The following is a 23,732-nucleotide window of genomic DNA, read 5'->3' on the forward strand; positions in this document are numbered from 1 at the left end:
TGCTTAATGGTTGGTTCGCATTCGTCCCTCTCGGTGGAAAGGCTCCGCATCCTGCGCGAATTCGCCGACCGCGGCACGGTCGGCGCCGTGGCGGCGGCCCTGTCCATGACTCCGTCGGCGGTATCACAGCAACTCAAGGTGCTGACCCGGGAAGCGGGGGTCACCCTCCTCGAACCGAGCGGCCGCCGGGTCCGCCTCACCGACGCCGGACACGCCCTGGTGGTCCGGGCCGACGAGGTACTCGCGGCGCTGGACCGCGCGGTGGCCGAGATGGCCCACTACCGCGGGTCCCCGCGGGGGCAGGTCCGGGTCGGCGTCTTCCCGTCCGGGGGCGCGCTGCTGCTGCCGCATGTGCTGCCCGCCATGGCAGGCAGCGGTGTCGAGATCATCGCGGGCGACGAGGACGTACCACCGCACGACACCCCACGCCTGCTCGCCGACTACGACATCGTCCTCACCCACCGCGACGAACGCGCCGCCCCGGTCTCCGGCCCCCGGGTCAGCTCCCGAGTGCTCATGCGCGAACCGATCGATGTGCTCGTCGCGCCCGACCATCCACTCGCCGGCCGGACCGAGGTCTCGGCCGCGGAACTGGCAGAGGAAGCGTGGCTGAGTGTGCGCGGCGGTTTCCCGGTGGACGACGTCCTGCGCTCGATCGCCACGGTGACCGGTGTCGAACCGCGTATCGTGCAGCGCCTCAACGATTTCCGGATGATCGAGACATTGGTGGCCGCCGGGTACGGAGTGGCGTTGATGCCCCGCTACGTCGTCACCCATCCGGCCCTGTCACAGCTGCGGCTGTCCGGGGTGCGCGCGGCCCGCCTCTACGACCTGGTCACCAGGCCGCGCGCCGAGAACCGTCCGGCGATCGCCGCGGTACTGGAATCGTTCGCGGTGGCGGCCCGGCTGCTCACTGCCGAACCGCCACCCGCGACCGATCAGTAGCGGTTGTTGTAGGGGTAACCGTCCACACTGGCGAAATCGTCGGCGACCATCGCGGCGAGCTCCAGCAGGGCCTGCCGGGTGGGCTTGCTCACCAGTTCCAGATCGATTTCGGCACCTTCGGCGAGATGATCGTCGAAGGGAACGACCTGCACCGCCCGGGTCCGGTCCAGGAACAACCGGCGCAGATGGTCCAGGTTCACCGAAGTGGAACCACGCCGGGACGCGTTCACCACCACCACGGTCTGCTGCACCAGATGCGAATATCCGTGGTAGTCCAGCCAGTCCAGGGTGGCCGAGGCGCTGCGGGCACCGTCGATGGCCGGTGAGGTGACCAGAACCAGCGAACTCGCCATATCGAGCACCCCGGACATCGCCGAATGCATCAGCCCGGTACCGCAGTCGGTGAGGATGATGTTGTAGAACGACTGCAGGATCCCGATGGCCCGCCGGTAGTCGGCCTCGCTGAACGCCTCCGACACCGCCGGATCCTGCTCGCTGGCCAGAACTTCCAGCCGGCTCGGCGACTGCGAGGTGTGCGCCCGGACATCGGAGTAGCGCGTGATGTTCTGGTCTTCCAGCAGATTGCGCACGGTGGAACGGGTCTGGCGCGGCACCCGGTGGGCGAGGGTGCCCAGATCGGGGTTCGCGTCGATCGCGATCACCCGGTCACCGCGCAACGAGGCGAACGTGGCACCGAGGCCGACGGTCGTGGTGGTTTTGCCGACCCCGCCCTTGAGGGAGAGGATCGCGATCCGGAAATCGCCGTAGACCGGGGCGTTCACCCGGCCCACCAGATCGCGGTGGACGACATCGGACGCCGATTCGCCTGGATTGATCGTGCCACGCGAGACCTTGTGCACCGCCCGGCGCCAGCCGCTGCGCGGCGCCTTACGGGCCCGCTTCAGCAGATTCAGATCGTTGACCGAATTGCCGAGCTGGCCGGGTTCGGGCATCTGGCGCGACTGGAACTGTTGCTGTCCGGGTTGTCCCGGCTGCTGGAATTGCTGCGGTTGCGGTGGTTGCGCGGCGGGCGGGCGCCCGGGTTCGGCTCCCCAGTTCGGGGTCTGGAACTGTCCGGTCGGGGGATTGTGTGCCGGTGGGGGCGGCGCCTGCTGGAACTGCTGCTGCGGTACGGGCGGCGGTGCGGCCGGCATCGGCGGCGGCGCCCAGCTGTAGATGGGCCCGCCCTGCTCGGGCTCCGGGGCCGGCGCGGGACCGGGTTGCGGGGCGTATCCGCCGGGTTGCTGGGCGGGCGGGTGGAACTGCCCACCGTCGGGCGCGGGTGGTGAATAGGGGGACTGTTCCGGATTCGGTTGCCCCGGAAAGAGGTTGGGGTCCTGCTGCGGATACTGCGTGCCGGGTGCGGTGAACCCATCGGGCGCGCCCTGGCCGGGGCCACCCGGCTGGAACTGGTTCGGGTCCGGTTGCTGGAACTGCCCGCTGCCGTACCCAGCTCCGGGAACCGGGAACTGCCCGCTGCCGTGCTCGCCGCCGGGAGCCGGGAACTGCCCGGTGTGCGGCTGCGGAGCCTGGAAGCCGGGATCGGGTTGTGCGAATCGGCCGCTGCTGTACTCGCTACCGGGAGCCGGGAACTGTCCGGGTTCGGGCTGGGGAGCCTGGAACTGCCCGAGATCGGGCGGCGGGGGCTGGAATTGCCCGGCCTCGGGTTGCGGGAACTGGCCGCTGCCGTATCCGGTGTTCGGCACCTGGAACTGCCCGGGCCCACCACCGGGACCGATATTCGCCGACTGGAACTGGTTCGGGTCCGGCTGCGGGAACTGGCCGCTGCCGGGTGCCGAGAACTGCTCCGGGGCAGGCGCGCTGAATGCGCCGCCGGGACCGGGCGGGGCGAATTGATCGAACGGGCCGCTGCCGTAGAGGGCGCCGCCTTCGGCCGGTGCTTGATCCGGGGCCGGTGGGGCGAACCCGTCGTCTTCCATCCACGGTGGGACGACCGGGTCGCCGGAACCGGATGCCGTGGTGCCGTCCGGTTCGAGGCCGGTCGGTTCCGGGGCCGGGGGATCGTCGGTCCCGCCGGATTCCGCGGCACCGCTTCCGGCGGTTGTATCGAGGTTCTCGGACCCGGCTGCCGAAGACTGCACCGGATCGGCATCCGCTGGGTCGGCGGACGGCTGCTCGGAATCGCTTTCCGGGTCGCTGCCCGGCTCCGGGTCGCGGCGCGCGGTATCCGTGGGCTGCGCGGTATCCGTAGGCTGCGCGGTATCCGGTTCGCCACCACCGACGGCGTCCACCGGTTGACTCGGAGACCAGGTCTGGGAAGTCGGGTCGTGTTCGTCAGTAGTCACAGTTCCCCCATCTGCTCGGGTTTTTCGAGCAGAGAGCTCGGCGGCGTGGAGTCCGCGCCCAACGCTAGCAGGTGCGGGAAGCTTCGCATGCCGGGCGGTTTACCACGCATGAAGCCGCCGTCACCCGTGTGCTACGGGTGACGGCGGCCGGGATGCGAACGTGCGGTGACTACTTCTGGGCGGCCCGGTTCACGGCCGACACCACAGCGCGCAGAGAAGCGGTGGTTATCGAGGTGGCGATACCGACACCCCAGACGACCCGGTCGCCGATGGCGCATTCCACATAGGCCGCGGCCTGAGCGTCGTCACCGGCCGACAGCGCGTGCTCGGAGTAGTCGAGGACCTCCACCTCGTACCCGACAGCCGCGATGGCGTCGACGAAGGCGGCGAGCGGACCGTTACCGCTGCCGGTGACTTCCTGTTCGACCCCGTCCACCTTGACCACCGCGGTGATGCGGTCGGTACCACCGTCGGTTTCGGCGGCGGTGACCTTCTGCCGCATCCGCTCCAACGGCCGGATCGGGGTCAGGTACTCGTCGGCGAAGGCGTCCCACATCTCCTTGGGCGTGATCTCACCGCCCTCGCCGTCGGTGATCTGCTGAATGGCCTGGGAGAACTCGATCTGCAGCCGCCGGGGCAGGGCCAGACCGTGATCGGTCTTCATGATGTAGGCCACACCGCCCTTGCCGGACTGCGAATTGACCCGGATGACCGCCTCGTAGGTACGGCCCACATCCTTCGGGTCGATCGGCAGGTACGGCACCTCCCAGGAGATATCGTCCACGTCGGCGTCGGCGGCGTCGGCGGACGCCTTCATGGCGTCCAGACCCTTGTTGATCGCGTCCTGATGGCTGCCGGAGAACGCGGTGTACACCAGATCGCCGCCGTACGGGTGGCGTTCGTGTACCGGGAGCTGGTTGCAGTATTCGACCGTGCGGCGGATCTCGTCGATATCGGAGAAGTTGATCTGCGGATCCACGCCCTGGGAGAACATGTTCATGCCCAGGGTCACCAGGCATACGTTGCCGGTGCGTTCACCGTTGCCGAACAGGCAGCCCTCGATACGGTCGGCGCCGGCCTGATAGCCCAGTTCCGCGGCCGCGACCGCGGTGCCCCGGTCGTTGTGCGGATGCAGCGACAGCACGATCGAATCGCGTCGGGCCAGGTTGCGGTGCATCCATTCGATGGAGTCGGCGTACACATTGGGTGTCGCCATCTCGACGGTGGCCGGCAGGTTGATGATCAGCGGTTTGTCGGGGGTCGGGGCGATGATCTCGGAGACCGCGTCGCAGACCTGCTTGGCGTACTCCAGCTCGGTGCCGGTGTAGGACTCCGGGCTGTACTCGTAACGCCAGTTGGTGTCCGGGTAGCGCTTCTCGGTTTCCAGGCACAGCCGCGCGGCATCGGTGGCGATCTTCTGCACGGCCTCGCGGTCGGCGCGGAACACCACCCGGCGCTGCAGGATGGAGGTGGAGTTGTAGAAGTGCACGATCACGTTCGAGGCGCCGGAACATGCCTGGAACGTGCGTTCGATGAGTTCGGGACGGCACTGGGTCAGTACCTGGATGCTGACGTCCTCGGGGATCGCGCCGTCTTCGATGATCTCGCGGACGAAATCGAAATCGGTCTGGCTGGCCGACGGGAAGCCGACCTCGATCTCCTTGTAACCCATGCGTACCAGCAGGTCGAACATGCGGCGTTTGCGGGCGGGGCTCATCGGGTCGATCAGCGCCTGGTTTCCGTCGCGGAGGTCGACGGCGCACCAGGCGGGCGCTCGGTCGATCACCTTGTCCGGCCAGGTGCGATCGGGCAGCGTCACCGGCTCGACCTCTTCGGCGAAGGGCCGGTACCGGAAGACTGGCAGTGAGGAGTTCTTCTGCTTGTTCCACGCGGGCTGGTCGGCGGGCGCGGGCTTGGCGGGCGCGGTGATGGTGCGCGTGCCGGATACGAAGGCGTCAGCGGGTGACATGCGATTTCTCCGTGGGGTGAGATTGTTTTCCCGAATTGGGTCGACCGGCGCGGCGGAACCCCGCGACGGGAAGCCGGTCCGATCAGACCCCGTCGCGGCGGCTGAGAAGAAGTGCCCGCTGCATGACCTGTGCGAGTCTACCTCCTCTCTTGTCGGCCCTGCCATGGCGGTCCGGAGGGTCGGCACTTCACATGGGCGCCGCCGTGGGCCCTCGCGTGGCCGGTTCGCCCGCGACTCGCTGCGGCGTTGCGATCGTCGTGAATCTTTTCGCCCGCGGGGGCCCGGCCGTTTCGCCGTGCCGTAGCCCGTCGGTCGGCCGGACACCAGGCTGCCTCCCGCGGCGCGCCGGTCCGGTCGCGTGGAAAGGGCGACCGAGGAAAGCGCCCGCCGCCCGCCACCGCCGGACCCGTCGCGAGCATCGGAGCGGGCAACCGCTAGCGTCCCTGCTCGGGGTTGTGAGTGACCGGACGCCGGTCCGGAAAGGTCGAGGGTTCGAGCATGACTTGGCTGGAGATGCTGGCCGTTTTCGCCGCGGGTATCGCCGCGGGCGGCATCAACACCGTCGTCGGTTCCGGGACGCTCATCACCTTCCCGGTGCTGCTGGCCATCGGATTACCGCCGGTCACGGCCAATGTGTCGAATACGGTGGGCCTCGTTCCCGGTTCGCTGAGCGGGGCCATCGGTTACCGCCGTGAGCTGTCCGGGCAGTGGGGCCGGGTACTGCGTTACAGCTCGGCGTCACTATTGGGTGCCGCGGTCGGTGCGATCCTGCTGCTGACCTTGCCCGAGGGCGCGTTCGCCGCCATCGTCCCGGTGTTGATCATCGCGGCGCTGGTGCTGGTGGTGGTGCAGCCGCGGCTGTCGGCGTGGGTGCGGCAGCGGCAGCGCGAATCCGACAATGTCCCCGCGCACGGCGGCCCGATCCTGCTGGCCGCCATTTTCGGCACCGGTATCTATGGGGGTTACTTCGGTGCGGCCCAAGGGGTGCTGTTGCTGGCGCTGCTGGGCGTCTTCGTCCACGAGGACATCCAGCGCCTCAACGCGGTGAAGAATGTGCTCGCACTGCTCACCAACGGACTGTCGGCCGCGATCTTCATCGTGGTCGCCGAGGTGGATTGGCTGGTGGTGGCCCTGATCGCGGCCGGGGCGATCATCGGGGGACAGCTGGGAGCCAAAGTCGGCCGACGGCTACCGCCCAACGTATTGCGCGCGGTGATCGTGGTCGTCGGCACGGTCGCGGTGATCCGCCTGGTCTTCGGCTAGGCCTGCCTGCGCCGCTGCTCCGGCCGGGCGTGGACCGTGGATGGGCGGCACCCAGCGCACCCGTCGGCCGCTCGACGGTGAATCGGCTTCCCCGCCAGGACTGTTCACATCCGCCGTTTTCCCGGTACCATCCGTGCGCTGTTGCGTTACCGGAGAGGTGTTCTGGGTGGATAGGCGTGCCCTTTTCAAGGCCGCGGGGGCGGCTGCTCTTATCGGTGCGATGGGGTCGGCAGTCCCGAGATCGGAGGTAGCTCTGCCGCGGGCCGCGGCGGAGCCGATCTGGCATGAACTGTTCGCTCAGTGGGTTCCGGAGATCTTCGTGCCGTCGGCGGCAGCGCCGGAGCACACCGAGGCCATCGTCATCGGTTCCGGATTCGGGGCGGCGGTCAGTGCGTTACGCCTGGCCGAGGCCGGGATCGCCACCACGGTCCTCGAGCGCGGTTCCCGCTGGCCCAACGATCCGTGGCGGGAGATCTTCACAGGCGACGATCTGCCGGACGGCCGCGGTTTCTGGCATTCCACCAGCTTCACCGGCGTGACCAAGGTGCCGATGCAGTTCGCCGATTTCGGCGGTGTGCTGGACTGCACCCGGTTCCAGGGGATCGACGTCTGGCGCGGAGCCGCGGTCGGCGGCGGCTCGGTGGTCTTCACCGGTGCCATGATCGCTCCCGAACGCCGGTTCTTCGACCATGTTTTCGGCGGAGTCGTCGACTACGGCGAACTGGAGCGCGTGTACTACCCGCGGGTGCGTGCCGCCCTGCGGCTGGACCCGATGCCCGGCGATATCTACCATTCGGCGCCGTTCACCCATTCGCGTGCCTGGGACGACCAGGTACGCAAGGCCGGCTACCAGCCTGTTCCCAACGACTCCATCTTCACCTGGGATGTACTGCGCGGCGAGCTGTCCGGCGCGACCCGGGCCTCGGCGACGGCCGGGCGGAGCAACCTCGGCAACTCCAACGGCGCCAAGTTCGACCTCAACCAGAACTATTTGAAGAACGCCGAGGCCACCGGGAAGGCGAAGATCTACCCCGGCCATCGCGTCGACACGATCGCCCAGGAAGCCGGCGGCCGTTTCGTGGTCACCGTGACCCAGTTGGACCCGACCGGTGCGGTACGCGGGAAACGTACCCTCACCTGCGAAAAGCTTTTCCTAGGTGCCGGTTCGGTCGGTACTTCCGAACTCCTGGTCCGGGCCCGGGAAACCGGCACGCTGCCGGAGCTGAACGAACATGTGGGTGACGGCTGGGGCACCAACGGCGACGTGGTGCTCGCGCGCGGATCCAGTTCGGTCGCCGGCAACGGACAGGGTGTGCCGAGTGCCAGCCGGATCTTCGACGACACCGGAACGGCGCTGTGCCTGGAGAATTGGTACATCCCCGGGATCCCCTTCGAAACGGGCGCGCTGGCCTCGCTGGCGATGGTCCTCGATCCGACCCGGGCGCGGTTCGGCTACGACCCCGCCTCGGGCCGGGTCGGGTTGTCCTGGCCGCGCCGGGCACAGGACGAGGTGATCGCGGCGGCCCGGGCGGTGGACCGGCGGATCGCGGACCGGGCCGGCGCGATGGGGGAGTACAGCGTGCTCGGATACGACGCCAATGCGGAGTTCACCGCCCATCCGCTCGGCGGTGCGGTACTGGGTAGGGCGACCGATTCCTACGGCCGGGTGCACGGGCATCCGGGTCTGTACGTGATGGACGGCGCTGCTATCCCGGGCAGCACCGGCACGGTCAACCCGTCGCTGACCATCACCGCCATCGCCGAACGCAATATCGAGGCGATCATCCGCGCGGGCCGCTGAGCTCTCCCGCCCCGGACGCGTTCACCGGCGAACCTGTCCGGTAGCGAATTCACCGGTTCTTCGCTGGACGAGTCCTGCTCAGTGGTGCGCGGGACACCGACCGCTGCGATGCGCCGCTCGACGGCGGGTCGGCGAGTAATACTGATCCGCGATCGTTCGGCGTCGAAGGGAATGCAGGTGGCTGTACCGTCCAGGGAACCCGGTCTCGGGCCCGACCCCGACCACCCGGAGACTCGGGCTTTTCCCCGCAAACCTCCCGCCCTGTGGACCGATTTCGTCATGCTGGGGCTGGCCGCCGTTTCGGTGGTGCTGGTCTGCTGGATCACCTTCTTCCAGGTGTCGCCGCACACCTATCGGGTGATCGTCGGTATCGACTACGCGATCTGCGCGGTTTTCGCGCTCGAGTTCCTGTGGCGCTGGCGCCGGGGCGGCTGGTCGTGGACCTTCCCGTTCGTCTACTGGTACGAAGTCCTCGGCATGATCCCGGTGGCCAGTCCGTTCTTCCGGGCCTTCCGGCTGCTCCGGATCGTGGTGATCCTGGTCCGCCTGGCCCGTGTCGCGGACCGGGTGTTCGGCGACCGGGTCACCGCCGCGGTGATCAACCATTCGGTGGGCACGATCGTGGAGGTCATCAAACGCCCGATGACCATCGCGATCATGGAGGAGGTCACCGCGGTCCTACGGACCGGGCACTACACGCGCAATATCGCCGTGGCACTGGAGGAGAACCGGGGTGAACTCGACGAGATGATCGTCGAGATGATCAAGAACGACCCGCAGACCGGCCGTGTCCGCTATATACCGTTCCACGACGAGATCATCCGGCTGGTCGCCGATACCGTGTTCCGGATCCTGTTCCAGGTGCTGGCCGATCCGCGTACCGACGAACTCGTCTCGGACATGATCCGGGAGAACGTGGACCAGATCCGCGATTCGGTGCGGACCGGGGTCAAGGTCGCACCGTCGGCCTACGGCCCGACCGCCCAGCACCTCACCGCCCGCCACCTCACGCAGCAGGATGTCTGAGGTGATCGCGGGATTCCGCGAATCGGGTGGTCTCCCAGGTGATGAGTAGGGTCAGGACAGCGCAGAGCAGCGCCAGCGCCGCGAGGGCCGGTAGTTTCGCGGCGAGCGGAGTGAGTGCGCACAGCACGGCAGCGGTCACCGGGCGGACGATTCCCGTCCGCCCTGTGCCGAAGTATCCGAATCCGATGAGCCCGACGAGGAAGAGCGCCACTCCGCCGTACAACGCGACCAGTGGTATCCCGGTGAGCGCGTCGGTCAGCGTGTGCTCGCTCTCGTCGCCGACATAGAACAGCACCTTCTTCAGCCCGAGTGAGAGCGCGATGATGCCGACGATCATCGGGAAGTGCCAGAAGGTGTAGCAGGTCCGGGCGATCTCGATCTGGCGTGCGCCGGTGGCGTCGCGCAGGGCGTGCTCGACCCGCAGCGCGTCGGTGTCGAAGTAGGCCCACCACAGCAGACCCGACACCATGAGGCCGAGCATGGCCGCGACCACGATCGGCCAGGAGACCGGGAGCCCGGCGACGCCGATACCGATGGCGACGATCGATTCGCCCAGCGCCACGATGATGATCAGTCCGTGGCGCTCGGCGAAATGTCCGGGGGAGTTCAGTCGCCAGTCGTTGCCCGCGAAATGCGTCCACAGGTAGTCGCCGCCGATCGCCGCGATCCACAGGCAGATCTGCACGGTGCCGCTGGTCGTCGCGGCGATCACCAGCAGGGTGGTACCCACGGTGATGGAACCGAGCGCCCACCGCAGCACCTGCCCGCGCAACTGGGCATCCTCGGCGCTGGCCAGCCAGAACATCGTCAGATGTACCAGCCGGACCAGTAGATAGGCCATTGCGAAGACCAGTGGTCCGTACCAGCCGCCGGGTTTGTCGTCGAAGGCCTCGGGGATCGTGATCGCCGCCAGGAAACCGCCACCCATGGCGACGAACATGGCTACCCGGGTCACCCCTTCGTCGGCACGCACCACATTGCCGAGCCAGGCGTAATCGATCCACACCCACCAGAGCACCGCCAGTACCAGCAGCGAGCGCAGCATATCGACTGCTGTCGACTCCTCGGCCGCCAGATCGGTGACCATGGTGAAGGCGAAGACGAGTACCAGGTCGAAGAAGAGTTCCAGCTGAGTGACCGTGGCGTCCTCGCCCATGGGCTGGATCCGGCCGCGCCGCGTGAGACCTCGCATTGCCCTATCGTGGCAGCATCCGGGCTGCGCGGGCGTGGTTCGCCGGGACGACGCGGGCGCGTCGTGGGGGGCGGAGAGGGCGCGTCGCGGGGGTCAGACCAGGTCGTAGGTCTCGGATTCGGGGAACTGTTCGGCGTAGGCGACGAAGTTCTCCACCAGCGCCTCGTAGGATCTGCGAACCGATTTCTTGAGCAGGAATCCGGGGACCGGAAGCGGCATGTACTGCTCCACGTGGAGCAGGACTCGGCTACCGGATTCGCCCGCGGTGACCTCGAAGTATCCGCCGCCCTTGATGCCGCGGGTGCTGTCGGAGACCTCCCATGACATCCGGTCCTCCGACCAGTCGAATTCCCAGACCTGCATATCCGGTGTGGCGTTGACCCCGACCTGGATGAACATCCGGCGCGGCCGCCCCTCTTCGTCGCGTCCGGCGACCCGAGCGTCCGCGAAATCCGGTGACCATTCGGACAGCATTTCGACCGCCATCAATGCGTCCATCACCTGGCCCGGTCCGGCAACGACGTCGAATCTGATATCGGTCTTCGTACGCATTTGTCCCTCGCACCCCCGGTATTACGAATCGGCCACGATTCTCTCTTGGGGGTCGCGTGATCGTCAACACTCGGGTTCGGCCCGACGGCGATATCGCATCCGGGCATACCGGCCACAAATGTTTGCGGGGCCGGTTCCGGACCGGGATGCGCGGGCCTGCCGGGTGGGCAGGTCAGGGTGTCCGTTCGACTGTCGCGTCCGGGCCGGGAAAGACCAGGGATTCGTGGCCGTCGTCGAAACGCACCAGATACGGCGGCGTTCCGTCGCGGCCGTGCACCTCCATGATCTCGCCCTCGTGGTCGACTTCGCCGACGGTGTGCCCGTGCACGTGCAACCGGTCTCCGACGTTTGCCATCATGCAGCCCATTATTCGGCGACTATGGCGGGCATCACAACCCCGGCTGAATTGCTATTGCACATCTCTGTGGCTCCGGTGTTCGATTCCGGCGCATTCGTCCGCCGTTCGGTGGCTCGAATTCCCGGTGGTCGCGGAAGTCGATCCGATCCGCATCGGCCCGCACGGCAACGCTTGACACCACTACGTTTGTAGTACTACATTCAAACCACTTCAAGCGGAGTGAAATAGACAAGGCGGTACCTCATGCGAAAGCTCGTCTACTACGTGGGCGCCTCCCTCGACGGCTATATCGCCGGCCCCGGCGGGGAGATCGACTTCTACCCGCTCGGCGACGATATGGCCGCCTGGATCAATGCCCGTTACCCCGAATCCGTCCCCACGCATATCCGGGAACACGTGGGTATCGCATCCGATACCCCGAACCGGCACTGGGACACCGTCGTCATGGGACGTGGTACCTACGAACCAGCGCTGGAGGTGGGGATCCCCAGCCCCTACGCCCACCTGAAGCAGTACATCGTCTCCACCACCCTGGACCGCGTCGACGACCCGGAGGTGGAACTGGTGCGCAGCGATCCGGTCGAGCTGGTGCGGCGACTGAAGAAAGAAGAGGGGCCGGCGGGTAAGGACATCTGGCTCTGCGGCGGTGGCAGGCTCGCCGGTGCGCTCATCGACGAGATCGACCAGCTCGTCCTCAAGAGCTATCCGGTCCTGGCCGGTACCGGGGTGCCGGTCCTGAGCGGCGCGTTCCGGCCCGCCCAGTTCACTCCGGTGCGGCGGCAGGAGTTCGGGAACGGAGCGCAGGTCACCTGGTTCGAGCGAGCCTGACCGACGTGTGCACGCGGGTCCGGACGACCCGCGCGTGCGGCGGGTGCGCGAGCAGGTAAACGTGACGTCACACGGCTGTGTGTTATTCCACAACCAGGTCGGATACTCCCGGAGCAGCGTGACCGACATCGGTACGCTGTTGCACTGATCGCCTGTTCGCTGACATTGGAGGACCCCTCGTGGCACTCGTTGTCCAGAAGTACGGAGGATCCTCGGTAGCCTCTGCCGACCGGATCCGTCGCGTCGCCGAACGGATCGTCGAGACGAAGAAGCAGGGCCACGACGTGGTCGTGGTGTGCTCAGCTATGGGCGATACCACCGATGAACTGCTCGACCTGGCCGAACAGGTCTCTCCGGCGCCCCCGGCGCGGGAGATGGATATGTTGCTCACCTCCGGTGAACGCATCTCCAACGCACTGGTGGCCATGGCAATCCACAGTCTCGGCGCCGAGGCGCGGTCGTTCACCGGCTCCCAGGCCGGTGTCATCACCACGTCGGTGCACGGGAAGGCCAAGATCATCGACGTCACCCCCGGCCGACTCCGCGAAGCCCTCGACGAGGGCACCATCGTCCTGGTCGCGGGTTTCCAGGGCGTCAGCCAGGACAGCAAGGACGTCACCACGCTGGGTCGCGGTGGTTCCGACACCACCGCAGTGGCGCTGGCGGCCGCGCTGGAGGCCGACGTCTGCGAGATCTACACCGACGTGGACGGGATCTTCACCGCCGATCCGCGCATCGTCAGCGATGCGCAGAAGCTCGAGCAGGTCTCCTACGAGGAGATGCTGGAGATGGCGGCCTGCGGGTCGAAGGTGCTCATGCTGCGCTGCGTCGAATACGCGCGCCGCTACAACGTGCCCGTGCATGTGCGTTCGTCCTATACCGACAAACACGGCACCTACGTATACGGATCGATGGAGGACATTCCCTTGGAACAAGCAATCCTGACGGGCGTCGCGCACGACCGCAGCGAGGCCAAGGTGACCGTGGTCGGCCTTCCGGACGAGCCCGGTTACGCGGCCAAGGTGTTCCGGTACGTGGCCGAGGCCGAGATCAATATCGATATGGTCCTGCAGAACATCTCCAAGGTGGAGACCGGTAAGACCGATATCACCTTCACCCTGCCCAAATCCGACGGTGTCCGAGCCGTGGAGATGCTGAGCAAGTACCAGGGCGAGATCGGTTTCTCGCAGGTGCTCTACGACGACCACATCGGCAAGGTGTCGCTGGTCGGTGCCGGGATGAAGAGTCATCCCGGGGTCACCGCCACCTTCTGTGAGGCGCTGGCCGAGGCCGGTATCAATATCGACCTCATCTCCACCTCCGAGATCCGCATCTCGGTACTGGTCAAGGACACCGAACTCGACGACGCCGTGCAGGTGCTGCACCGCGCGTTCGATCTCGGCGGCGACGAGGTCGCCGTCGTGCACGCCGGAACGGGGCGATAGACAATGGGCGTTCGTGTTGGTGTGGTCGGCGCGACCGGTCAGGTCGGCGCCGTGATGCGCAAACTGCTCGCGGAACGCGATTTCCCCGCCGACGAGGTGCGGTTCTTCGCGTCCGCGCGGTCGGCCGGGAAGAAGCTGCCGTGGCGCGGCGGCGAGATCGTGGTCGAGGACACCGAGACCGCTGACCCGTCGGGCCTGGATATCGCGCTGTTCTCGGCCGGTGCCACTATGTCGCGGGTGCAAGCGCCGCGGTTCGCGGCCGCCGGGGTCACCGTGATCGACAACTCGTCGGCCTGGCGTAAGGACCCCGAAGTCCCCCTGGTGGTCAGCGAGGTCAACCCGGAGCAGACGCGGAATCTGGTCAAGGGCATCATCGCCAATCCGAACTGCACCACCATGGCCGCGATGCCGGTTCTCAAACCGCTGCACGACGCGGCCGGGCTGCAGCGCCTGATCGTGTCCAGTTACCAGGCGGTCTCGGGCAGTGGGCTGGCCGGGGTCGAGGAGCTCGCCTCGCAGACCCGTGCGGTGATCGACGACGCCGAGAAACTCACCCACGACGGCAGCGCCGTGGATTTCCCGGCTCCGAACAAGTACGTCGCCCCGATCGCGTTCAATGTCCTGGCACTGGCCGGTTCACTGGTCGACGACGGATCCGGCGAGACCGACGAGGATCAGAAACTGCGCAACGAGAGTCGCAAGATCTTGGGTCTGCCCGATCTGCTGGTCAGCGGTACCTGCGTCCGGGTGCCGGTGTTCACCGGGCACTCGCTGTCGATCAACGCCGAATTCGCCGATCCGCTCTCGGTGCAGCGCGCGCAGGAGATCCTGGCCAAGGCATCGGGTGTGCAGTTGGTCGATGTGCCGACCCCGCTGGCCGCGGCCGGTAAGGACGATTCCCTGGTCGGCCGGATCCGGCAGGACCCGGGCGTCCCGGACGGGCGCGGCCTGGCGTTGTTCATCTCCGGCGACAACCTGCGCAAGGGTGCGGCGCTGAACACGATCCAGATCGCGGAGGTCCTGCTCGCCGATCGCTGACGGTGACCGCCGCCCGGCTCAGTGGATTCCCGGTGTGCGCGGATCGTTTCCGAGGCATACCAGCAGGACACAGCCGGGCGGCGCGTCGCTGAAGGGTGGTGCCAGCGGCGCCCCGAGGCAGGCGAATACATCGCAGCCGGGGTAGGCCGACTTTCCGATACCGAACACCGCCAGCAGGATATCGCTGTCGATATAGGAGTTCGGGTTCGTCACCAGCGGTGGTTCCACGTAGGGGCCTGGATCGGGAATCGGCGGTTCCAGGAATGCCGCCGACAATCGGCGGAAGAATTCGTGCGGTAGTTCGCCGGTGTTCTGGATGATGCCGCTCGGTCCGTAGGCGCTCACATTCCCGAACACCCCGGTCCACACCACCACCAGATCCAGGCTGGGGACGACGAAGACGTTCTGCAATCCCACCCCGGCCATCGCGTAGGTATCGGCCGGCAGGAACGAGGCGTTCTCAGCGCAGTCCGGCCCGGTCCAGAACAGATAGCCGTAGCAGGAGTTCGTCGTCGACGGTGTGGTCGCGCGTGCCAGGTACCACGCGGGCACTATCTGCCGGCCGTTCCAATCACCGTCGTTGCCGATGAGCAGCCCGAGCTTGGCGAGATCGTTCGGCGGTATCAGCAGATGCGCGTAACCGTAGGTGTGTTCGGAGCGGTCCCGCGCCCAGTACCAATCGCCACGTTCGATACCCAGCGGTGCGAACAGCTCGCGCTGGGCGAAATCCTGGAGCGGTTCACTGACCGCGAGTTCCAGCACATAGGACAGCAGATCAACCGTGCGCTGGCTGTAGGTGAACACGGTGCCGGGCTCGTGGTCCAGTGGTACGCCGAGAGCCTGTACCGCGCTGTTCGGGTCGAGCGGGACCGCTCCCGTGAGTCCCTCGGTCACCACCCCGGTGCGCATTCCCGAGGTCTCGGTGAGCAGGTTCTCGACCGTGATCGCCCGCCGTCGCGTATCGCCGAGACCGGACGGCAGATATCGGTCGATCGGGGCCTCGATATCGATCAGACCGCGTTCGGCCGCGATACCGGTGAGCAGCGAGATCACGCTTTTGGTCACACTCCACACATTCCACGGAGTATTACCGGTGCGCGCGTTGTCCGGGCCTTCGCCGATCAGGCAGTTGTGCCGAAAGACCTGGATGTTCAACCGGTTCCGGCCGGCGGCGAAGGCCAGTGCGTCGGTCAGGCGCGCCGGGTCCAAGCCCACCTGCCGCGGCTCGGCTCGGTTCGGCTCGCGGCCGGAGGACACCTCGCACCGGGTGGTCGCCGGGTCTTCGTCCGGGGTCGCTCCGGCCGGTGGGGCGAAGAGCTGTCCTGCCATCAGTGCTACAGCTGTGACCCCCGCCAGGAGCCCACCGAAACGCGCCATGCGGATCACCCTAATGCGGGTTCCACCCGGAGGCCGGTATCGCACGTCGTCGGGTCCGCCGGAAATACGACGCCCCTGCCCGATCGGGGGATCGGTTCAGGGGCGGTCTTTCACCGGCGCGGGGTTCCGCGTGACCGGTGCGTCATCGGCGCGGGGCCCGCCTTCTAGAGCAGGCCGAACCAGTAGAACGCACAGGCCAGTGCCCATACGACCAACGTATCCATCCACACTCCCACTCGTTGTCGTAGCGGATGCCTCCATGATGCCCGAGATATACCGATCCCGGAGCAGTCCGCTCAGCTGTGCCCCGACCTTGTCTGCACTGTGACGAATCGTGGTCTCAGCGTTATAAGTTCACGTTAAGTGCGTGCCAAGGGCGGGGCCGCATTGTTGGTGTCGAGGCCGGAACGAACCGGTAACGAGGACACAGCGAAGGGAACCCGCCATGATCAGCAAGCCGACCGCCGTGCCCGCTCCGCTCGGCGTCACCACTGTCGTGATGCCGGCCGGCGGTTCCGTAGCGGCTACCGAAAGCGCGCCGCATGCCACTTCGGCCGGAACCGGCAGGTTCGGCAGCGCACCGCGATCGTCCGCGCTGCGTAGAACGGCCTGTCCGGGGCAGGTGAACGAGCGACTGTCCGCGCGGATGGAACCGAATCGGTCGAGACGGCCGTCGAACTGTATGCGATCTGTCGTCTGATCGGCGACGAGTCGCACCGAGCCCGGTGTGTTCGGCTGCTACCGGTGGCGGCACACCGCCGGGGGGTGGGGTACGGACCGGGGCCTGGGGAGGATCCGGAAAGTACCCGGCGGGGGATGGTGGCGGACCCGGGGGAGGGGTTCGCCGGGAGGGCGAGAAGGTTCCGGGCCTGGGGAGGAACCGGGACCTCTCGGAGGGTGGGGCCGCACGACCCGGCGGAAGCCGGGGCTGCGGGTGGGTCGGTCTGTCTCGCGGGGTGGCAGACCGGCCCATCGGCCGGGCGGCGGTGTTCGTCCGGGCCGGTCTCGCGGGGTGACCGGCCCGTCGGACGGCCATCGAGTGATGGTTCGGCTCTTCCGGAAGCTCGGCAGCGGAATCGGAAAGGTACAGGTCCTGATCCGGTCCGCGGCCAGCGAAAGGTAACCGTTCGCGGAATCGGCGATGGCGGTCCAGGCGATCCGGACAGCCGGACGAGTGTGGGGACGACGGTAGGGTTTGTCTCCGGTCCGGTTGCCGAGGCGGCGCGGGTCCGGACCGAGGGCGCATTGTCGAGCCCTCGTCCGCCGGGTGGTGACGGTCGCACCCGGGCATTGTTCCCGCGCGTCACAGTGGCCGGGCGTCCTGTTCGGCCGTGGGGAGATCGGCGGAGTAGTCGGGCAGTTCGTAATCCTCGGTTCCGGACAGCATGCGGGTCATCAGTGGCTGCATCAGCCGGGAGGTGGTGAACCGGACGAGGGCCAGCGAAGCCCGGATACCCGCCCGTGTCCGCGGAGTCATGGCCTTCACACCACCCGGCGGGAGCTGTTGAGCCGATTCCACGAACGGACGCAGAATCTCGTTGTACCGGGCCAGCGCGGCGGTGGGCCGGTCCGGGGTGCGCATGATCTCGCCGACCAGGACGTAGGCGCCGACCAGAGCCATGGCCGTGCCCTGGCCGCTGAGCGGTGATCCGCAGTACCCGGCGTCACCCACCAGGGCGATCCGCCCGGTCGTCCACTGGGGCATGGTGATCTGGGCGAGTTCGTCGAAATAGAAGTCCGCCGCGTCGTCCATCGCCGCGTCGACTTCGGGAACCAGCCAGCCGCCGGCCGCGAGGCCTTCGCGCAGCAGCCGCTTCTGCGCGGCGGTATCGCGCCGCAGCGCGGGATCGGCGGGGCGCCGGATGCTGATCATGGCCTTGGTGGTCGCCGGGTCGGCGTCGGGCCGGAAGCCGAGGAAGGTGCCGCCGGGCAGCAGCTGCACGGTCATCCAGTGTGGGCGGATCCCCTCCGGAGTCGGCATGGTGAAGTACGAGGTGTATCCGCCGAGATAGGTGCTGAACTGTTCCTCGGGCCCGAAGGCGAGCCGGCGGGTCGTCGAGTGCAGGCCGTCGGCCCCGACCACCAGGTCGAATTCCTCGGTCGCCCCGGAGGCGAAGTCCACCGAGACGCCGTCGGCGTGCTCGCGCAGCGCGCGGATCTGCTCGCCGTAGCGGTAATCGATACCTGGCCCGCCGGGCCGGGCGGTTTCCTCGGCGACGGAGTCCAGCAGGACCTGGTTCAGATCGCCACGGGTGATCTCGATTTCGGCTACCGCTCCCTTGCCTTCGAAGAGTTCGGCGGCCATCCGCGCGGCCTCGCGGCCGGTGGAGTCGACGTAGACCATGCCGCGTTCGTCGAGCTGGTGGCGGTGGATTCCGGGCATCAGTCCCATCCGCTCCGCGACCGTCCGGCTGGGTCCGCGCAGGTCGACGGCTTGACCTCCCGGCCGTGGCGCGGCCGCGCGCTCGATCACGGTGGGTCGGATTCCGGCGCGGAGCAGCTGGAGGGCGACCGCGTTACCGGCGATACCGCCGCCGGAGATGAGTACGCGCAGGGCTGCCGGGGTGGACTGTGTGGTCATCGTGTCCTCGCTCAGGGAATTACTCGAATGTCTCAGACGTATGTCTAACACAGATCTAGCACAAGTGTCTAGAACAAATGTCTAAGACCTGGTTAGAGTAGAGGCATGGGAAACAAGGAGGACCTACTCGCGGCCGCGCGTACCTGCATCTACGAGCGCGGGTTCGCCGCCACGACGGCCCGCGATATCGCCACCACCGCGGGAGTCAGTCTCGCTGCCATCGGATACCACTTCGGCTCCAAGGATCGGCTGCTCACCGAGGCCTTCACCGATGAGACAGGCCGGGTGATCGGCGACGACCTCGACCGGCGGATCAGGGCCACCGCCGGGCAATCCGCCGGTCGGGCGTTCCCGCAGGTCTGGGACGGTATCGCCGATCTCTTCGATCGCAACCGGGAGGTACTGGTGGCGAGTATGGAGAACCTCGTCCGTATCTACCGGACGCCGAGTGAACAATCCCGGATGGGGGAGATGTCGGAGATCGCGGTCTCCGGAATCGCCGATCTGGTCACGGAGTCTTATCCCGGTCTCGACGGTTCCCGGGCACGTGCCGTCGCCGAGTTCTACTTCGTTCTGCTCAACGGCCTGGTGATGAGATGGATGAGTAGTCCGGACGCCCCGATGCCCAGTGGGGCTCAACTGGCGGAAGCGCTCGATGCGCTGACTGCCGGGGACGACTCGAACCGGTAGCGCCTGTCAGGGATCGGGGAAGCCGGAAAACCGGGATTTCGGCGGCCCGCGTCGATTGCCACGCCGCCGACGTCGCTCGGCTGTTCCGGAATATCGCCGGAGATCACCACGTTGATCCGGTTCGATAGCTATCGAACCGAAAGGTGGCCAAACATGCGGGTAATCGGCTTCGACGAGCCCGGGGGTCCCGAGGTGCTACGCGCGTTCGAACTCCCCGAACCTGCCGTCGGCCCCGGGCAGGTGCGGATCCGGGTGCGCGCCGCGGCCGTTAATCCCTCGGATGTGGTCACCCGTAGCGGGCTTGTGCACGACCGGTACGCGGAGGTGGATCCGCCCTACGTACCCGGCTGGGACGCCGCGGGAACCGTGGACGAAGCCGATCCGGAAAGCGGATGGCGGCCGGGCGACGAAGTCGTCGCGATCACGCTGCCCGTTCTCCAGGGCGGCGGCGCGTACGCGGAGAAGATCGTGGTACCGGCCGAATCGGTGGCCGCGCTGCCGGCGGGCCGGGATTTCGCCTCCGCCGCCACCCTGCCGATGAACGGGCTCACCGCCTGGCAGGCCCTCGATCGTCTCGCGTTGGAACCGGGCGCGTCGCTGGTGGTGACCGGCGCCGCCGGTGCGGTCGGCGGTTACGCCGTCGAATTGGCCAAGCAGGCCGGGCTGCAGGTGATCGCCGATGCCGCTCCCGCCGACCGTGACCTCGTACGGGCCCTCGGTGCCGATATCGTCGTCGACCGCGGTGCCGAAACCGTCGCGCAGATCCGTGCCCACTACCCCGAGGGCGTCGACGCCGTGATCGACGGTGCGCTGTTGCGCGACGAAATCACTCCGGTGATCCGCACCGGCGGTGGCTATGCGGCGCTGCGACCCGAGCGGCTCGGTGGCGGGGTCGTCTCCCGGCCCGGCCTGACGGTGCACGAGGTGATGGTAGGGGGCGACATCCGGGAGAAGGGAAGGCTCGATCGTCTGTCCGAACTGGCCGCCTCGGGTGCGCTGACCCTGCGTGTGGCGGATCTGCTACCCGCCGAGCAGGCGGGCGAGGCCCACCGCAGACTCGAACGAGGCGGGGTACGCGGGCGGATCGTCCTCGAATTCTGAAACCGGCGTCGGTTGCCGCGTGATCAACTCCCCGCCGGGGCCCAATCCTCCAGATACGCACGGTAGGTGCCCAGCGGGAGTGCGGCGTCGTAAACCAGTTCGCCGCTCGGGGCGAACTCCGAGATATGCGGCGCCATACCCCAACCCACCAGAGTGTTGCCGCCGGCCAGGCCCTGGGCGTTGCCCATGGCGAAGGCGGTGAGTCCGGCCGGATGAGTCTGGTTGCGCGCCAGTGTGGCTCGCCGTGCGGCGAGATCCAGGTCGATCCATTGCACACTGGAGACGCCGAGAGTGGTGAAACCGCTGGAGTTGTTGTTGAACAGGCGCAGGGTGTCGTCGTCGGCGAATTCGGCATCGTGCTGGAACGCGAACTGGACCCCGGGGCCGAGGTCGAAGCCGGAATTCTTCCCGCCCAGCTGCCAATTGATCGCACCGGTGCGGATATCGACGTCGTACACCGTGGACGTATTGCGCATGGAGATCACCAGATCTCCCTGCGGATCCAGGCTGATGGAGTTCATATGGTAGGGGTCGTAGACCCGGCTGCCGGGTAAGAGGCCGTCGGTCACACTCTCGGTGAGCGGCACGTTCTCGGCCGCACTCCAGCGGAACAGAACCTGTTTCGTGGCGACATCCACCACCGATGCGACCGTGTCGTACATCCTGGCGTCCCCGGGCCCGCCGATCGCGGAGAGGTCGGCGGTCACCTCATGGTAGGAGGTGATCAGGGCCCGCCCGTCCGGCGTGAGGCGGAACTCGTGTACATCGCTGGAATCGCCGCCGGGCGAGAGGGTCTCGATGATTTTGCCGTGCTCGTCGGCGATTACGTCGATTCCGGAACCGTGCCCGCCCTCGGTGGAACCCTGCCACCAGGTCAGCACCCGTTTGCCCTGGTAGGTCTGGGTCCGGAAGTTGGAGACGGTCTGTCCGGGCGGTGGGGTGTAGCGCCAGACCTCGCGCCCGGACCGGTCGAGCACGATATTCGCCGGAGCGGTGACCGGCAGCCGCGACAGCACCGGCTCGATACCGGGCACCAGCGCGGCCGCGCTCATCCCGGTCGAGTAGTAGATGTATCCGGGGTTGCCCTCGGGTTCGTTCACGGTGACGGTATAGACGGGGGCCCCGACGGGCAGGGTGGGCCGTGGTGGCTGCGCCGCCGCCTGCGGTAGCAGCGCGGCGGTCCCCAGCGCGAGCGCGAAGCCCACGCCGGCCACCCGGCGCCTGCGATACGTCGTCCTGACCATGGGACTCCTCAGCTGAAGTCGAGAATTGCCGGGAAGATTACCCCCGAATCTTGTGGCAGCTCCGGCGATACTCCGGAAACGAGAAAGGCACCTGACCGGATGAACCTGATCAGGCGCCTTATCGTGTCTCGACCAACACGAGTCGGGGTGGCGGGATTTGAACCCACGACCTCTTCGTCCCGAACGAAGCGCGCTACCAAGCTGCGCCACACCCCGTGAAGTGGACCTGCGATAGCTTACATCAGGTCCGGTCCGGAAAAGAAACCGCCAGTTCAGGGCTCCTTTTCCGGCGCGCGGCTATCGGGCGACGGCCTGCGATGTCGAGAGGCCGTGGCCGGAATCGGTTGCCGGCTGCTTCGGCGGTACGGCGACCAGGGTGAGCAGCGTCGCCTCCGGTCGGCAGCAGAAGCGGTAGGGCGCCCACGGCGAGGTGCCGATACCCGCGGAAACGTGCAGCCGGGTGTGGGCACCCCACTTGGACGGACCCTTGACCCGCGACCGGTCGATATCGCAATTGGTGACCAGCGCGCCGTAGCCGGGCAGGCACAGCTGGCCGCCGTGTGTGTGTCCGGCCAGGACCAGGTCGTAGCCGTCGTCGGCGAAACGATCCAGCACCCGCGGCTCGGGGGAGTGCGTCAGGCCGATCCGGAGATCGGCGAGCGGATTCGGGGCGCCGGCGATGGTGTCGTAGCGGTCGCGCTGCAGATGCGGGTCGTCGACGCCCGCACTGGCGATACGGATACCGCCCACCTCGATATCGCGGCGGGTGTGCGTCAGATCGAGCCAACCACGTTCGGTGAACGCCGCGCGTAGATCCTTCCAGGGCAGCGGAGCGCCGTGGACGCGCTTGTGGTTCTTGTCGAAGTACTTCAGCGGGTTCTTGGGAACCGGCGCGAAGTAGTCGTTGCTGCCGAATACGAACAGGCCCGGCCGCGACAGCAGCCCGCCCAGCGACTGGACGACCGCGGGGACGGCTTTCTGATGCGACAGGTTGTCACCCGTGTTGATCACCAGGTCGGGTTCGAGCCGATCGAGTTCGCGCAGCCACTGCTGTTTGAGTTTCTGCCCGGGCGTCATGTGCAGATCGCTGATGTGCAATACCCGCAGCGGGGACGATCCCGGCCGCAGCACCGGCATCGTCGCTTCGCGGAGTACGAAGGCATTGCGTTCGATCAGTGAGGCATAGCCGACTCCGGCCGCCGCGGCTCCGGCGGCGCCGAATGCGGTTGCGCGAAGGACCGACGTCGAGATCACGGGCATTTGCCCAGCATAGGTGACCCGGTCGCTGTGCGCGCAGCGTGTTGAGCCACAGTTTCGGCCGTGTGGCGGGCCGATGACGCGGTGTAACAACTGGGGACAGGCCTGTGGCCTCGGGAAACATCCGGATGCCCGGTGGGACGAACACGCCCGGTTCAGCGGGTAATCCGGTGGGCGTGGCGGGGTGCAGCGGCTACCGTTCTGCGCATGTCGGAACTGAAATCGAGGCTGCGCGCCGATATGACCGCCGCGATGAAGGCGAAGGATTCGCTGCGGCTGAACACCCTGCGAATGATGCTGGCCGCCGTCCAGACGGCCGAGGTCGCCGGGAAGGAAGCCCGCGAACTGTCCGACGCCGAGGTCGTGGCAGTGCTCACCAAGGAATCGAAGAAACGGAACGAGTCCGCGGAGATCTACACCCAGGCGGGCCGCGGTGAGCTGGCGGCCAATGAGCGCGCCGAGGGCCGGATCATCGACGAGTACCTGCCTACCCAGTTGACCGAAGCCGAGGTCGCCGATCTCGCCGATACCGCGATCGCCCAGGTCGCGGAGGAACTCGGCGAACGGCCCGGGATGCGGCAGATGGGGCAGGTCATGAAGGTGGCGTCCCAATTGGCCGCCGGCAAGGCCGATGGCTCGCGGATCTCGGCGGCGGTGAAGGCGCGGCGGGTGGTGGGGGGTGGCCGGGCGACACCCCCGCCTTAGGTAAAAAAAACCACAGAAAAAAAAAAAAACCCCAAAAAAATAAGAAATTTCTTT

At 67.2% G+C, this 23,732-nt stretch carries 19 protein-coding genes and 1 tRNA gene; 10 read left to right on the plus strand and 10 right to left on the minus strand.

Annotated features, from left to right (window positions below; translation table 11 throughout):
• The first annotated feature begins 6 nt into the window (after window positions 1-6).
• Complete coding sequence (locus tag ACWCPQ_RS30160) at window positions 7-945, plus strand: LysR family transcriptional regulator (RefSeq protein ID WP_449905172.1); 939 nt, start codon at window positions 7-9, stop codon at window positions 943-945.
• On the opposite strand, the gene ACWCPQ_RS30165 is transcribed toward ACWCPQ_RS30160, so the two are convergent.
• A complete protein-coding gene (locus tag ACWCPQ_RS30165) occupies window positions 939-3,251 on the minus strand; it encodes a nucleotide-binding protein (RefSeq protein ID WP_449905174.1) in 2,313 nt (770 codons plus the stop codon). The two genes, ACWCPQ_RS30160 and ACWCPQ_RS30165, sit on opposite strands and share 7 nt — an antisense overlap.
• A gap of 169 nt (window positions 3,252-3,420) precedes the next feature.
• Window positions 3,421-5,220 carry a 2-isopropylmalate synthase gene (gene leuA, locus ACWCPQ_RS30170; protein WP_449905176.1) on the minus strand — a complete coding sequence of 600 codons (1,800 nt, stop codon included), beginning with the start codon at window positions 5,218-5,220 and terminating at the stop codon, window positions 3,421-3,423.
• Window positions 5,221-5,718: 498 nt separating this feature from the next.
• Between leuA and ACWCPQ_RS30175 the strand changes: the two genes are divergently transcribed.
• From ACWCPQ_RS30175 to ACWCPQ_RS30185, 3 genes are all read left to right on the plus strand, one after another.
• Window positions 5,719-6,483, plus strand: a complete 765-nt coding sequence (locus tag ACWCPQ_RS30175) for a sulfite exporter TauE/SafE family protein (protein WP_449905178.1) — start codon at window positions 5,719-5,721, stop codon at window positions 6,481-6,483.
• Window positions 6,484-6,703: 220 nt separating this feature from the next.
• Window positions 6,704-8,284 carry a GMC oxidoreductase gene (locus ACWCPQ_RS30180; RefSeq protein WP_449905179.1) on the plus strand — a complete coding sequence of 527 codons (1,581 nt, stop codon included), beginning with the start codon at window positions 6,704-6,706 and terminating at the stop codon, window positions 8,282-8,284.
• A gap of 177 nt (window positions 8,285-8,461) precedes the next feature.
• Window positions 8,462-9,310 carry an ion transporter gene (locus ACWCPQ_RS30185; RefSeq protein WP_449905181.1) on the plus strand — a complete coding sequence of 283 codons (849 nt, stop codon included), beginning with the start codon at window positions 8,462-8,464 and terminating at the stop codon, window positions 9,308-9,310.
• Here ACWCPQ_RS30185 and ACWCPQ_RS30190 read toward each other — a convergent pair.
• From ACWCPQ_RS30190 to ACWCPQ_RS30200, 3 genes are all read right to left on the minus strand, one after another.
• The gene (locus ACWCPQ_RS30190) at window positions 9,291-10,502 is read right to left on the minus strand and encodes a low temperature requirement protein A (protein WP_449905183.1); all 1,212 of its coding nucleotides are present in this window, start codon (window positions 10,500-10,502) and stop codon (window positions 9,291-9,293) included. The two genes, ACWCPQ_RS30185 and ACWCPQ_RS30190, sit on opposite strands and share 20 nt — an antisense overlap.
• Window positions 10,503-10,595: 93 nt before the next feature.
• Window positions 10,596-11,054: an SRPBCC family protein gene (locus ACWCPQ_RS30195; protein WP_449905185.1), complete on the minus strand. Its 459-nt coding sequence runs from the start codon at window positions 11,052-11,054 to the stop codon at window positions 10,596-10,598.
• Window positions 11,055-11,226: 172 nt separating this feature from the next.
• Window positions 11,227-11,412 carry a DUF1918 domain-containing protein gene (locus ACWCPQ_RS30200; protein ID WP_449905187.1) on the minus strand — a complete coding sequence of 62 codons (186 nt, stop codon included), beginning with the start codon at window positions 11,410-11,412 and terminating at the stop codon, window positions 11,227-11,229.
• 243 nt (window positions 11,413-11,655) lie between these two features.
• Here ACWCPQ_RS30200 and ACWCPQ_RS30205 point away from each other — a divergent pair, with 243 nt between their 5' ends.
• From ACWCPQ_RS30205 to ACWCPQ_RS30215, 3 genes are all read left to right on the plus strand, one after another.
• On the plus strand, window positions 11,656-12,240 hold the full coding sequence (locus ACWCPQ_RS30205) for a dihydrofolate reductase family protein (protein ID WP_449905189.1): 585 nt from the start codon (window positions 11,656-11,658) through the stop codon (window positions 12,238-12,240).
• 179 nt (window positions 12,241-12,419) lie between these two features.
• Complete coding sequence (locus tag ACWCPQ_RS30210) at window positions 12,420-13,685, plus strand: aspartate kinase (RefSeq protein ID WP_062998215.1); 1,266 nt, start codon at window positions 12,420-12,422, stop codon at window positions 13,683-13,685.
• A 3-nt stretch (window positions 13,686-13,688) separates the two neighbouring features.
• Entirely contained in the window at window positions 13,689-14,723 is a 1,035-nt protein-coding gene (locus ACWCPQ_RS30215; RefSeq protein WP_449905191.1) for an aspartate-semialdehyde dehydrogenase, read from the plus strand.
• Between the two features lie 18 nt (window positions 14,724-14,741).
• On the opposite strand, the gene ACWCPQ_RS30220 is transcribed toward ACWCPQ_RS30215, so the two are convergent.
• Window positions 14,742-16,100, minus strand: a complete 1,359-nt coding sequence (locus ACWCPQ_RS30220; RefSeq protein WP_449905193.1) for a serine hydrolase domain-containing protein — start codon at window positions 16,098-16,100, stop codon at window positions 14,742-14,744.
• Window positions 16,101-17,403: 1,303 nt separating this feature from the next.
• Window positions 17,404-18,681: an FAD-dependent monooxygenase gene (locus ACWCPQ_RS30225; protein ID WP_449905195.1), complete on the minus strand. Its 1,278-nt coding sequence runs from the start codon at window positions 18,679-18,681 to the stop codon at window positions 17,404-17,406.
• A 105-nt stretch (window positions 18,682-18,786) separates the two neighbouring features.
• Here ACWCPQ_RS30225 and ACWCPQ_RS30230 point away from each other — a divergent pair, with 105 nt between their 5' ends.
• Together ACWCPQ_RS30230 and ACWCPQ_RS30235 are read left to right on the plus strand one after the other, a co-directional pair.
• The gene (locus tag ACWCPQ_RS30230) at window positions 18,787-19,371 is read left to right on the plus strand and encodes a TetR/AcrR family transcriptional regulator (RefSeq protein WP_449905197.1); all 585 of its coding nucleotides are present in this window, start codon (window positions 18,787-18,789) and stop codon (window positions 19,369-19,371) included.
• Window positions 19,372-19,524: 153 nt separating this feature from the next.
• Window positions 19,525-20,472 (plus strand): NADP-dependent oxidoreductase, encoded by a 948-nt coding sequence (locus ACWCPQ_RS30235; RefSeq protein ID WP_449905199.1) that lies wholly within the window; start codon window positions 19,525-19,527, stop codon window positions 20,470-20,472.
• A gap of 23 nt (window positions 20,473-20,495) precedes the next feature.
• On the opposite strand, the gene ACWCPQ_RS30240 is transcribed toward ACWCPQ_RS30235, so the two are convergent.
• The 3 genes from ACWCPQ_RS30240 to ACWCPQ_RS30250 form a co-directional block, all read right to left on the minus strand.
• On the minus strand, window positions 20,496-21,716 hold the full coding sequence (locus tag ACWCPQ_RS30240) for an arylsulfotransferase family protein (RefSeq protein WP_449905201.1): 1,221 nt from the start codon (window positions 21,714-21,716) through the stop codon (window positions 20,496-20,498).
• A 142-nt stretch (window positions 21,717-21,858) separates the two neighbouring features.
• Window positions 21,859-21,932: transfer RNA gene (locus tag ACWCPQ_RS30245), tRNA-Pro, on the minus strand.
• Window positions 21,933-22,013: 81 nt separating this feature from the next.
• Window positions 22,014-22,976 carry a metallophosphoesterase gene (locus tag ACWCPQ_RS30250; protein ID WP_449905203.1) on the minus strand — a complete coding sequence of 321 codons (963 nt, stop codon included), beginning with the start codon at window positions 22,974-22,976 and terminating at the stop codon, window positions 22,014-22,016.
• Between the two features lie 204 nt (window positions 22,977-23,180).
• Here ACWCPQ_RS30250 and ACWCPQ_RS30255 point away from each other — a divergent pair, with 204 nt between their 5' ends.
• A complete protein-coding gene (locus ACWCPQ_RS30255) occupies window positions 23,181-23,678 on the plus strand; it encodes a GatB/YqeY domain-containing protein (RefSeq protein WP_449905205.1) in 498 nt (165 codons plus the stop codon).
• Window positions 23,679-23,732 lie beyond the last annotated feature (54 nt).

It is taken from the genome of Nocardia sp. NPDC001965 (assembly GCF_053594175.1).